We start from the raw sequence: 11,781 nt of genomic DNA, 5'->3' as shown, positions 1-11,781 counted from the left end.
GCCGGAGGACTCCCCCGCCGCCGCGGAGCTGCCCGCCGTCCCGCGTCCGCTTCCGGACCCGGCGGAGCTGCGCGGCCCCAATGACCGTACGGCCGCGGAGGCGTTGCGGACGGAGCTGCACGACGAGCGGTTCGGCCCGGTGCGCCGCCTGTTCCGAACGGAGGACTCCGCGTTCGGCCTGACGACCGCCTGGGTGACCGACGGCCGGCTGCTGGACGACGGCGGGTACGGGCGCGCCGCGGACTTCCGCTCCAGCGAGCGCGTGGCGCTGTTCGAGAGCGTGGAGCGGCTGGCCGGGATGCGGCCGATGGGCCGGCGCACCGTGCTGCGGGCCTCCTTCGCGGAGCTGGGCCCGGGCGCGGCGGTGGACCCGGTCCGGCTGGGCCTGCCCGACCCGGTGCACCACGGGCACCCGGCCTCCCGGACGGTGCCGTACCGGCCGGACCTGGAGCTGGACTGGGTGTACGGCTGGTCGCTGACGGAGGGCCGGGCCCGTGCCGTCCCCGAGCACGTCGCGTACTGGGACCTGCCGGACCCGCCGCACGGGGCGCCGCCCAAGGCGCGGGTGGTGTACGAGTCGTCGAACGGCTGCGGGCTCGGCAACAGCCCGCAGGAGGCGGCCCTGTACGGGCTGTTCGAGGTGGCGGAGCGGGACGCCTTCCTGATGGCCTGGTACGCGGGCACCCCCCTGCCGGGTGTCGCCCTGCCCGCCGGCGACCCGCTGGTGGGAGCGCTGGCCGCGCGGGCGGAGCTGCTCGGCTACCGGCTGCGCCTGCTGGACGCCACGAACGACCTCGGTGTGCCCGCCGTGGTGGCCGTGTGCCGCTACGAGGGCCGCCATCCGGCGGCGCCCCGCGCGTTCCTCGCGGCGGGCGCGCACCACGATCCGCGCGTCGCGGTCCGCTCGGCGGTGGCGGAGGTCGTGACGAACGTCCAGGACGCCGCGCAGCGGCCGGCCGGTCCGGGCGGGGCCCGCGATCCGGAGCGGCTGCGGCCGATGCTGGACCGGCCCGAGCTGGTGGTCGGCCTCGACGACCACGTGGGGCTGAATGCGCTGCCGGAGGCGCAGCCTCGGCTGGAGTTCCTGTTCGCCGACACGGGGGCGGCGCCCTGGCAGGAGCGGTGGCCGGGAGCGCCCGCGCCCGTCGCCGATCTGACGGTGCTGCTGTCGGAGACGGTGGCCCGGCTGGCCGGCCGGGGGCTGGAGGTCGTCGTGGTGGCACAGGACGAGCCCGGCGTCCGGGACCGGCTGGGGCTGCACTGCGCGAAGGTCGTCGTGCCGGGCACGCTCCCGATGACGTTCGGGCACGTCAACCGGCGGACCCTCGGCCTGCCCCGGCTGCTGGAGGTGCCGTACCGGCTGGGCCGCACCGCGCGCCCGCTGCGGCACGACGAACTGCCCCTGTACCCGCACCCCTTCCCGTGAGGTTCCGATGACCCCTCAGGCGTACCCTCCCGCGGCCCGTCCTTCGGCCCGTGCCTCTGCCCCTTACGATCCGGCGGCCGGCTGGCAGAGCCTTCACCTGGCGCTGCACACCGGCGCCGCGGACACCGACGCGTTCGTCACCGGCGCCCTCGCCCCGCTGATGGACGCCCGGTTCGGGCCGGAGTCGGGCGGTGCCTGGTTCTTCATCCGGTACGGCGAAGGCGGGCCGCACCTACGGATCCGGTTCCGGGGGCCGGGGTCCGGGCCGGTCGGCGCGGCCCGGCTGGCGGCGGAGCTGGGCGACCTCGCCGCCGGCACGGCGCCGGTCGTCGCCGGGCCTTGGCCGGTCCGCCACGGGGAGGTGCGGGCGGTGCCGTACGAGCCGGAGACCGATCGGTACGGGGGCCCGCAGGCGCTCCCGGTCGCCGAGGAGGTGTTCGTACACGCGACGCGGGCCGCCGTGGCCGCGCTGCGTGCGCTGCCCGCGCGGGCCGACCGGCTGGGGCAGGCGCTGGAGCTGGCGCAGGCCACCGCGGCGGCGCTCGGCCTGGACGAGTTGGCGGCCGCGGGATGGCTGCGGCGGCACGCCGCGTCCTGGCGATGGGTCGACGAGGTGCGGCCGCTGCCGGGGGCCGCCGTCCACGCCCGCGTCAACGCGGTGTTCGCCGCGCAGCGGGAGGGCCTGGCGCGGCGGGCGCGGGCCGCGCGCGCCGGGGTGGCGGAGGGCGGGGCCGCGCCGTGGCTCGCCGAGTGGGTGCGGCAGGTCCGCGCGGCCGACGCCCGGCTGCGGGAGCTGGTCCCCGCGCCCGCGCCGGGCGTGCCGGAGCGGGCGGATCGGCGGTTGTGGGTGTGGGCCTCGCAACTCCACATGCTGTTCAACCGGTTGGGGGTGGCCCCGGACGAGGAGCGGGCCGTGTGCCGGCTGGCGGGCCGGGCCCTGCTGGAGCCCGTCGACGGCGGGCCGCCGGACGGGCCGCAAGGAGGCGGGTTCTTCGAGAGGACTGCCCGGGCCGCCGACTACCAGTACCTGGAGCGGAGCAAGTTCCAGATCGGCCGGGGTCAGGACACGGCGGTCCGGGACATACCGCGGCCGCCCTCCGCCCCGGACGGCCGGCTCGTCGAGGGTGAGGTCCCGCTGCCCGCGGCGCCGTTGCCGCAGGTGTCCCTGGGCGAGGCGCTGCTCGGCCGGCGCTCGGCGCGCGGCGCGCTCACGGGGCCGCTCGACGCTGCGGAGCTCGGCGGCGTGCTGTGGCATGCGCACGCCCCGGCTCACGCGTCCCGGCAGGTCACGGCCGACGGGACAGAGCGGAAGCTGCGGCACCGCCCGTATCCCAGCGCGGGCGCCCTGTACAGCGTGCGGGTGCGGCTGCTCGCGCTGGAGGTGGCCGGGCTGCCCTCGGGCACCTACCACTGCGCGCCGGAGCGGCGGTCGCTGGTGCGCCTCGGGCCGGCGCCGGAGGTGGAGGCGCTGAAGGCGCTGTCGTCGTACCTGGCGCTCCCGGAGGGCCACCCGGACGCCGTCGGGATCGACGCGGCGCCGGCCGTCCTGGCCGTCCACCTCGACCTGGGGCTGCTGCGCGGCCGGTACGGGCTGCGGGCGCTGCGGCTGGGACTGCTGGAGGCAGGGCACCTGGCCCAGGTGCTCCAGCTGGCGGCGGGCGCGTTCGGGCTGGCGACGATCCCGCTCGGGGGCCTCCAGGACGACCTGGCGCACGAACTGCTGGGTTTGGACGACCTCGACGAGCCCGTCCAGTACCTGCTGCCGCTCGGCCGCCCGGCGGGATGACCGGGCGGCAGCCGGGCGGAAGTCAGGCCGCGGGGCGCCAGTAGCCGAGGCTGTTGACCCTCTGCTTGGGCAGGCCGAGCTCCTTGCGCAGGTAGCCGGTCAGGGTGCGGGTGGTCGCCGTGTCGCAGGCCAGCCAGACGTACGCGGATTGCGGATCGGGGGCCAGCCCGGGGAGTTCGGCGCGGATGCGCTCGACGAGGGCGGCGCCGCCGCCGGAGCGGGGGATGCGGCGGATGTCGTGCCGGTCGGCGTCGAGGCGGACGGGCAGGTCGGCATCGTCCTCGTGCTGGGTCTCGAACCAGATGGTGGCCGGGGTCTGCGGGTGGGCGTCCAGCAGGGAGTTGATGGCCGGCAGGGACGCCGGGTCGCCTATCACCAACAGCCGCTCGGGGGCCGGTGCGGGCGTCGTGAAGCCGGTGCCCTGCACGGTGGCGTCGATGGTGGCGCCGGGCTCCGCGGTGCGCGCCCAGTCGCTGGCGACGCCGTCGTGGAGGGCGAACTCCAGGGAGAAGGTGCCGGCGGCCGGGTCGGGGTCGACGAGGGTGTAGGCGCGCTGGTGCGGCTTTCCGTTGTCGGTGAACCACAGGCGGACCCACATGGTGGGGTGCAGGGAGTCGCCGGCGGCCGCGAGCAGTCCGCCGTCGGTGAAGGAGAGGCGCCGGTAGTGGGGAGTGACCTGTTCCGCCCCGGTGACCGTGAACGTGAAGTCCTTGCCGCGCAGCAGCTTGAGGACCACGCCCTCCCAGCCCTTGCCGACCGCCATGTCCGCCCCTTTTCCTGACGCCGTATAGTCAGGCGAGCCTAACCTAATAATTTCGGTCAGTGGTACGGGCCCCCGCGCGCCCCTCGGCGCCCCGCGGAACCGACCGCTGCCGCCGCCTGCCCCGCACGGCCGGCCGGCCCCGGCCCCGGGTGGCCGGCGCCCCGCGCCGGCCCGCGATCCGGCCGGATGTCACGAAGGAACGGAAGAACCGCCATGAGACCCGAGTCCACCGCCCTCGCCTCCCCGCGCGCGGACGTCCACACCGAGACCGTCCCCGGCTTCGGCACCGTCCGCTTCACCCCGGTCGACCCCGCGGCGGACTCCGCCGTGCTCCACTCGTGGGTCGTCGAGGAGCGCGCCCGGTTCTGGGGCATGAACGGCGCGAGCCGGGAACTGGTCCAGGAGATCTACGAGGACGTGGACCGCCGCGACACCCACCACGCGTACATGGTGCGGCTCGACGACGAGCCGGTGGCGCTGTTCCAGACGTACCAGCCCGCCGAGGACCGCATCAGCCTGTGCTACGAGGTGCGGGAGGGCGACATCGGCGTCCACCTGATGCTCGCCCCGGCGAACGGGCGGCACCGGCCCGGCTTCAGCCGTACGCTGATCGGGTCGCTGACCCGCTTCGCCTTCCGCGACCCGGCCGTCCTGCGCGCCGTCGGCGAGCCCGACGCCCGCAACGAGAAGGCGGTCGCGCTGCTGGGCCGCCTCGGCTTCGTCCCGCAGGGGGAGATCACTCTGCCGGAAATCGACCTGCCGGAGATATACCTCCCGGAGAAGCGGGCCGTGCTCGCCTTCCTCGACCGCCCGGCCGTGCTGCCGCCCGCCGACGGGAGCACCCCGACCCCCTAGGAACCCGCATGCCCACAGCGCACCGGAACGCCACGGGGCTCCGGCCCCTGTACGCCCGCACCGCCGACGGCTTCGGCCGCATCTCCCTGCGCCGCGTCGACCCGGCGGCCGACGCCGGGCTGATCCACGGCTGGGTGAGCGAGGAGCGGGCCCGGTTCTGGGGGATGGGCGGCGCGGACCGCGAACTGGTCCGCGAGGTGTACGAGGACCTGGACCGCCGGGACACCCACCACGCGTTCCTGGCCCTCCTGGACGGCGTGCCGGCCGCGCTGTTCCAGTCGTACGACTGCGCCGCCGACCGGGTGTCGGAGTGCTACCCGGTGCGGCCGGGCGACGTGGGAGTGCACCTGCTCATCGGGCCGCCGTCGGGTCCGCCGCGGCCGGGCCACACGGCGGCCCTGCTGGGCGCGTTCCTGTCGTACCTGGGCGGGCTGCCGGGGACCCGCCGGCTCGTCGCCGATCCGGACCCGGCCAACCACAAGGCGGTGGCGAGGCTGGAACGGGCCGGCTTCGCCCGCGGCCCGGAGGTCGACCTCCCCGAGATCGACCTGCCGGAGGTCCGCATCCCCGCCAAGCGCGCCCGTCTGCTCTTCCTGGACGCCCCGCCGCGGCGCTGACCTCAGGGGGCGATGGGCAGCTGCCGCTTGTGCTCGGTGGCCCGGTAGCGGCGGGCGATGATGTCGTAGGCCCGCTCGTCGACCGGCTTGCCCTCCAGGAAGTCGTCGATGTCGTCGTACGTGACGCCCAGCGCGTCCTCGTCCGCCTTGCCCGGGTCGAGGGTCTCCAGGTCGGCGGTCGGCACCTTCCACACCAGCTCGGCCGGGGCGCCGAGCGCGTCCGCCACGGCGCGCACGCGGCGCTTGGTCAGGCCGGTGAGCGGCACCAGGTCGGCGGCGCCGTCGCCGAACTTGGTGAAGAACCCGGAGACCGCCTCGGCCGCGTGGTCGGTGCCGACGACGAGGCCGTCGTGGGCGCCGGCGACCGCGTACTGGGCGATCATGCGCTGGCGGGCCTTGATGTTGCCCTGGACGAAGTCCTGGTGGTGGGCGTCGCGGAAGACGACGCCCGCGGCGACGGCGGCGGCGAGCGCCGCGTCGCTGGCGGGCTTCACGTCCACGGTCAGGACGTGGTCGGGGCGGATGAACGACAGCGCCAGCTGGGCGTCCTTCTCGTCGGCCTGGACGCCGTACGGCAGGCGCATCGCGTAGAAGGACGCCTCGTGCCCGGCGGCGCGGGCGCGCTCCACGGCGAGCTGGCACAGCCGGCCGGCGGTGGTGGAGTCCACGCCGCCGCTGATGCCGAGGACGAGGGAGCGCAGGCCGCTCCCGGTGAGCTTCCCGGCGAGGAAGGCCACGCGGCGCTCGATCTCGCGCTCCGCGTCGAAGGAGTCGGTGACCTGGAGGTCCCGGGCGATCTCCTGCTGCAGGGCGGTGGACGCCGGCTCGCTCACGGCTGCTCCTCGGGGTCGTGCGTGTGGGTACGCGGGGGCGGTTCGGTGTTTCCGGACCGACCCTAGCCCAAACGGCCGCGCGGCCCCCTTCCGGCCGCCCGGCGGCGGTCCGGCCGGGTACGGCCGCGGCTCGGCGGTCCGGCGGTGCGGCGGTCAGGCGGCCGCTTCGTCCTCCGCCCCGGCGACGAGCGGCCGGCCGTGCGCGGCCGCGTAGTCGGCGGGCCCGCCGGCGAGGACGGCGAGCCCGGTGTGTCCGGCGCGTTCCAGCAGGCTGGCGGCGGTCATCGCCCGCTCGCCGCGCGCGCAGGCCACGAGCGCTCCGGGCGGGGCCCCGTCCTCCTGGCCGGGGATCGAGCCGAGTTCGATGTGGACGGCGCCGGGCACGTGCCCGGCGGTGAACTCCGACCGCTGGCGGACGTCCAGGTAGGGACGGCCCCCGGCACGGTCGGCGGGCAGGAGCGGAGTCGCGGCCTGCCGGCCCCCGTCGCCCAGCCAGGCCGGCATGCCGCCCTCCAGGATGCCGGCGAGCCGCTCGTAGCCGATCTTGTACGCCTGCCAGAACGCGTCGTCCGGGGGCCGGCCCGGCTCGGCGACGAACACCAGCGGGGCCGCCTCGGGCAGCAGCCAGCCCAGCCAGGTCGCGAACGCCGGGCGCAGGGGGATCGACACGGCCCCCGGGATGTGCCCGGCGGCGAACTGCGCCGCGGGGCGCACGTCCAGGGCGTACGCGCCCCCGGCGAGCAACGCCCGTACGTGCGCCGGGGTCAGGGCGGGCAGGGCGGGGGCGTCGTCCGGGAGGAGGCCGGGGCCGCGGCGGTTGGCCTCGGCGAGGCGCGCGAAGTAGGCGGGGTGGGAGCCGAGGCCGTCCAGCAGCTCGCGGACGAAGGATTCCTCGTCGGGAGCGGCGAGCAGCGGGTTGGTGCGCTTCTGCGCGCCGACGGTGGTGGTGCGTTCGGTGCCGGGCGGGGCGGAGCAGAAGGATCCGGCGCCGTGGGTGGGCCAGACGGGGGTCGCGTCGGGGAGGCGGGCCAGCCTGTGGAGAGAGCGGTACTGGGCGCGGGCCAGCTCCGCCGCCCGGTCGGCGCCGAGCAGGTCGGTGCGGGCGGCGGCGCCCACGATGAGGGAGCCGCCGGTGAACACGCCGAGCGTGTGCGTACCGTCCAGGAGGAGGTAGGCGAGGTGGTCGTCGGTGTGGCCGGGGGTGGCGAGGGCGCGCAGGGCGAGCCCGCCGAGGTCCGTCTCGTCGCCGTCGGCCAGCCCGGCGTGGTCGAAGGCGCGGCGCCCGGCGGCGGAGGCGAGGACGGCCGCGCCGTCGTCGTGGGCGAGCTGGCGGGCGCCGGAGAGGAAGTCGGCGTGCAGGTGGGTGTCGGCGGCGAAGGCGACGCGCAGGCCGCGCCGGGCGGCTGCGGAGCGCAGCATGCGCAGGTCGCGGGAGGCGTCGACGGCGAGGGCGCGGCCGTCGCCGAGGTCGACGAGGTAGGAGCTGTTGCCCAGGCCCTCGTCCACGAGCGGGACCAGGTGGTCGTCTGCGAAGGACACGGCATCCTCCAGGACGGGGCTGCCCCGGGCGGGGCGGGCGCGCGGGCGCGCCTCCATTCTCCGCCGGTACGCGCCCTCCCGCGCGGGGACCGGGGTCACGGGGCGAGTTCGAGGTAGGCCGGCCGCCCCTCTTCCCGTGCGGTCAGCGCCGCCTGCCACACCGGCAGCACGTGCGGCGGGACCATGTCCGCCGTGATGTCCTCGGGCCGGCAGAAGCGGATCTCGCCGATCTCCGACTCCTGGAGGGTGATCCGCTGCTGCTGCTCCGGGGTCAGCTGCGGGCCCTCGAAGACGTGGAAGACGTGCGCGCCCTCCGGCTGGGCGAGCCACGCCGTCACCAGCAGGCCGCCGACCTCCAGGTCCAGGCCGATCTCCTCGCGCAGCTCGCGGCGCAGCGCCGCCGTGGGGAGTTCGCCCTCGTCGAGGTGGCCGCCCGGCAGGTTCCACCGCTCCTTGTACACCGGGTTGACGACGAGCACCCTGCCCTGCCCGTCCGTGACGACGGCGGCAGCCGATGCGGTGGCCGTGGATCGGCGGGCGGACGGGGTCATGCGGTGCTCCTGTCACGGCGGGCGGGCCGCCGCTTCCGGCAGACGGGTCGGCGGCCACGGTAACAACGCGGCGGCGGGCGGGTTCGGTTGGCCCGGAGCCGGCGGCGCGCTGGGCGGTGGGCGGGACGGAGCCCGTCGACAGGGCGTCGCCGGCCGGTCACACTGGGGCACGGAGGTGGCACATGACGGAACGCGAACGGACCGACGGCATGCGGCCCGCCGTCCGGGAGACGTACGGCCCCGCGGACCTCAGCGCGGTTCCCGTCTTCGCCGGCGGCTTCATCAATTTCGGCTACTGGCAGCCCGGCGACCTGGGCCGCCCCCTGACGGTCGCCGACCGGATCCGCAGCCAGCAGGACCTGTACCGGCACGTGCTGGACACCGTCGGCCCCGTGGAGGGCGGCGAGGTGCTGGAGGTCGGGTGCGGCCTCGGGGTGGGCTGCGCGCTGGCCCTGGAGGAGTACGCCCCGGCGCGGATCACCGGCATGGACATCCACCCCCAGCAGCTGGAGCGGGCCCGCCGGGCCAACACCGGCCTCCTGGCGTCGGCCGGGCCGGCCCGGTTCCGGCTGGTGCGCGGGGCGGCCGAGCGGATGCCGTTCGGGGAGGCCGAGTTCGACCGTGTTTACAGCGTGGAGGCCGCCCAGCACTTCGACGACCTGGAGGCGTTCGCCGCGGAGGCGGCCAGGGTGCTGCGGCCGGGCGGGCGGCTCGCCGTCGCGAGCTTCTTCGCCGCCGACCCGGCCGCCCCGGAGCTGCTGGCGGAACTGCTGACGACCTTCGCCGACGGGCTGGACATCGCCCGGCAGCCCGCCGACCTGACGGACGCCCTGACCCGGTCGGGGCTGGAGGGCGCGCGGGCGGAGTCCATCGGTCCGGCGGTGTGGCCCGGCTGGGACCACTGGCTGTCCGCCCAGTGGGAGCCGGGCACCTGGCCGCGGAACTTCCTGCATGCCTGGGAGCGGGGGCTGCTCGACTACTACGTCGTCACCGCCGAGCGCCCCCGCGCCTGACCCTTACGGCCTGGGCAGTTCGCGCGTCAGCTTCGAGTGCCACGGGCACCAGGTGGAACGCGGCAGGAGCGCCCCGCCCACCTCGTCCAGGTGCTCGTCCACGTAGGCGATGCTCGCGTCGCAGACCTCCATCGCCATGCCGAAGAACTGCACCGAGTTCGGATCGAGATGGTAGGTCCACGGCTTGTTGTACGAGGCGGGCGTCTTGACGACGGTGCCCATGACGCCGCGGTTCTCGGTGTCCACGCCGCTGAGGATGTCCCGGGCCTGGCGGATCTTGGCCGCGTCGGTGAGCTTGATGACGAACGTGTCCGTGCCGTCGGTGAACTCGAAGTAGCTGGCCCGCGCCGTCGCGGACACGGCGTCGCCTTCGGCGGGCTGGGCGGCCTGGGCGGGCTGGCCCAGCGCCAGCGCGAGCATCGAGACTGCCGCGACACTGCCGGCGCGGGTGAGGATTCGTCGCATGTCCGGTACCTCCGTACCTGGTGGGTCGTATGGGCCTATCGGCCTTTCGAAACCGCAACGTAGTCAACTCACCAGCCCCAATGGTCACTTGTGCCGTGAAACTGCCCCAAAGGACACCAAGTACGGCCGCTCCCCTGCCCGGAGGGCCACGCTCCGCAGTTCCGGCGGCCCCGCCGCCCGTATCCTCACTCCCCGACCTGCCCTTCCGACCCCACGGAGCCGCCCATGTCAGCCAGCACGTACGGATACCCGGTGCTCCCGGGGGCGGCCCTGGACACGCCCGGCGCCGCGGAGGTCCTGCGCCGGCGGGAGCGCGGCCTGCGGTGGGGCGCCTGGGCGGCGGCCGCTGAAGCCGCCCTGCTCGCCGCCGTCACGGCGGCCGCCGGGCCCGGATCCGCGGCGGCCCTGGGCGCGGCCGCAGTGCTCCTGCCGGCCGTCGCCGTGACGGTGGGGCTCATGCTCCTGTGGCGGCGGGCGCGGCGAAGGGAGCGGCTGGTCATGGCCTGCTACGGCTGGCAGGTGTGGCCGTGCGCCGCGCAGGAGGTGCGCGTCGTCGCCGCCGAGGGGCGGCGGGAGGGAGGCCGCCGGTGGGGTACGGACGGCCGCGTGGTCCTGCTCCGGCCGGACGGGCAGAGCCACTGCTCGTTCCCGCCGCCCGGGGAGGGCTGGGACGGGCCGGCGGTGCCGCAGCCGGCCGGGCCGCCGCAGGAGGTGTGGTTCGCGGGCGACACCCGGTTCGGCGGCATGCTCGCGCTGCCCGGCGGGCTGCCGTTCCGGTACGTGACGCGCTCGAAGCCGGGCGGCGCCCGCGGCTCGGCCGAGGAGGACGCCCTCGCCCGGCGCACCGGCCTCATGCCCCGGGGGTGGCGGCCCCGCCGCTGATGCGGGTGGCCGGTGGTAGCGCAGGGGGCCGGCGGGGTAGGCCTGCTGTGGCCTGCGGGTGGTCCGCGGGCGCGGGCCGCGGGTGGTCCGGCACGGGGGAAGGGAAGCGGTGTGGGAAGCGGAGTGGGTGCAGGAGGGGATCCGGCCGGTGCGGCGGACGCCGGGCGGCCGGTGTCGGCCGCCGAGTTGTTCGACGGGCTGGGGATCGCGTACGAGGAGGCGTTCGGCCGGCTGCCGGCACAGTCGGACGCCGTCGACTGGCTGACCGCCCGGCTGGCGCCCGGCGCCCGCGTCCTGGACGTCGGCAGCGGCACGGGCCGCCCGGTCGCGGAGCGGCTCGCCGACGCCGGGTTCGAGGTGACCGGCATCGACGTGTCACGCGTCATGGTCGACCTTGCCCGCGCCCAGGTCCCGAAGGCACGGTTCGAGCAGTGCGACGTACGGGACTTCACCCCCGACGGCGGCTTCGACGCCGTCTGCTCCTTCTTCCCGCTGCTGATGATGACCCGGGCGGAGGCTTCGGCCGCATTGCGGCGGATGGCCGGCTGGCTGGTGCCGGGCGGCTACCTGGTGTCGGCGACCGTGCCGGCCGACGTGGAGGACGCCGAAGTGGAGTGGATGGGCCGGCGCGTGAGGGTGTCGAGCTGCTCGACCGACGCCTACCTGCGCCTCCTGCGCGAGGACTGCGGCCTGGAGCTGCTGCACCACTCCGTCTCCCTGTTCCTCCCCGACGGCGCCCTGGCGGCCCCGGAGGAACACCTGTTCTGCTACGCGCGCAGGCCGGGCGGCGGGGAGAGGTAGGCGGGGGCGGCGTGGTCAGGGTCGGAGGGAGGGGGCGGGAGCGGGTGGGGCGGGAGCCCGGCGGGCGGCGTCGCATGGCGACGGCGGAGCCGGGTGAGGCGGAAGCCGCGCGGGCGGCGTCACATGGCGGCGGCGCGGGTGGGGGTGGCCGGGAGCCGATCAGCCGGCATCAAGGAGGGTGCTGGGGGTGTCCCCGGCAGTTGATGGTGTCCGGGGCGGGCCGGTCCCTCAAGGGCGCTCCCTTTCGGTC

The 11,781-nt window shown here is 76.2% G+C and carries 12 protein-coding genes; 7 read left to right on the top strand and 5 right to left on the bottom strand.

The genetic code is table 11. The features are described 5' to 3' along the window. On the top strand, positions 1-1,426 hold a 1,426-nt coding region (locus IE170_RS31940; RefSeq protein WP_229885371.1), incomplete at its 5' end, for a YcaO-like family protein. Positions 1,427-1,433: 7 nt separating this feature from the next. Next, on the top strand, positions 1,434-3,212 hold the full coding sequence (locus IE170_RS31935; RefSeq protein WP_189812976.1) for a thiopeptide-type bacteriocin biosynthesis protein: 1,779 nt from the start codon (positions 1,434-1,436) through the stop codon (positions 3,210-3,212). Positions 3,213-3,234: 22 nt separating this feature from the next. Here IE170_RS31935 and IE170_RS31930 read toward each other — a convergent pair whose 3' ends face one another. Further along, positions 3,235-3,975, bottom strand: coding sequence for a siderophore-interacting protein (locus tag IE170_RS31930; RefSeq protein WP_189812975.1), 741 nt, complete (start codon positions 3,973-3,975; stop codon positions 3,235-3,237). A gap of 213 nt (positions 3,976-4,188) precedes the next feature. On the opposite strand from IE170_RS31930, the gene IE170_RS31925 reads away from it, so the two are divergent. Next, the gene (locus IE170_RS31925) at positions 4,189-4,830 is read left to right on the top strand and encodes a GNAT family N-acetyltransferase (protein WP_189812974.1); all 642 of its coding nucleotides are present in this window, start codon (positions 4,189-4,191) and stop codon (positions 4,828-4,830) included. An 8-nt stretch (positions 4,831-4,838) separates the two neighbouring features. Then, on the top strand, positions 4,839-5,447 hold the full coding sequence (locus tag IE170_RS31920; RefSeq protein WP_189812973.1) for a GNAT family N-acetyltransferase: 609 nt from the start codon (positions 4,839-4,841) through the stop codon (positions 5,445-5,447). Between the two features lie 2 nt (positions 5,448-5,449). Here IE170_RS31920 and nadE read toward each other — a convergent pair whose 3' ends face one another. The 3 genes from nadE to IE170_RS31905 all read right to left on the bottom strand — a co-directional run bounded on the left by nadE (position 5,450) and on the right by IE170_RS31905 (position 8,370). Beyond that, the gene (gene nadE / locus IE170_RS31915) at positions 5,450-6,280 is read right to left on the bottom strand and encodes an NAD(+) synthase (RefSeq protein ID WP_189812972.1); all 831 of its coding nucleotides are present in this window, start codon (positions 6,278-6,280) and stop codon (positions 5,450-5,452) included. A gap of 153 nt (positions 6,281-6,433) precedes the next feature. Then, positions 6,434-7,819, bottom strand: a complete 1,386-nt coding sequence (locus IE170_RS31910; protein ID WP_229885370.1) for an MBL fold metallo-hydrolase — start codon at positions 7,817-7,819, stop codon at positions 6,434-6,436. Between the two features lie 95 nt (positions 7,820-7,914). Continuing rightward, entirely contained in the window at positions 7,915-8,370 is a 456-nt protein-coding gene (locus IE170_RS31905) for an NUDIX domain-containing protein (RefSeq protein WP_189812970.1), read from the bottom strand. Between the two features lie 182 nt (positions 8,371-8,552). Between IE170_RS31905 and IE170_RS31900 the strand changes: the two genes are divergently transcribed. After that, entirely contained in the window at positions 8,553-9,383 is an 831-nt protein-coding gene (locus IE170_RS31900; RefSeq protein WP_223856951.1) for a class I SAM-dependent methyltransferase, read from the top strand. 3 nt (positions 9,384-9,386) lie between these two features. Here IE170_RS31900 and IE170_RS31895 read toward each other — a convergent pair whose 3' ends face one another. Continuing rightward, positions 9,387-9,848 (bottom strand): BP74-related protein, encoded by a 462-nt coding sequence (locus IE170_RS31895; RefSeq protein ID WP_189812969.1) that lies wholly within the window; start codon positions 9,846-9,848, stop codon positions 9,387-9,389. Between the two features lie 225 nt (positions 9,849-10,073). Between IE170_RS31895 and IE170_RS31890 the strand changes: the two genes are divergently transcribed. Next, positions 10,074-10,730: a hypothetical protein gene (locus tag IE170_RS31890; RefSeq protein ID WP_189812968.1), complete on the top strand. Its 657-nt coding sequence runs from the start codon at positions 10,074-10,076 to the stop codon at positions 10,728-10,730. 111 nt (positions 10,731-10,841) lie between these two features. Continuing rightward, positions 10,842-11,531, top strand: a complete 690-nt coding sequence (locus tag IE170_RS31885) for a class I SAM-dependent methyltransferase (protein WP_229885363.1) — start codon at positions 10,842-10,844, stop codon at positions 11,529-11,531. The last annotated feature ends 250 nt before the right edge of the window (positions 11,532-11,781 follow it).

Source organism: Streptomyces toxytricini (assembly GCF_014649915.1).
GTDB lineage: Bacteria > Actinomycetota > Actinomycetes > Streptomycetales > Streptomycetaceae > Streptomyces > Streptomyces toxytricini.
Note: the sequence above shows the minus strand (reverse complement) of the source record. Positions and strands in the feature narration are given on the sequence as shown.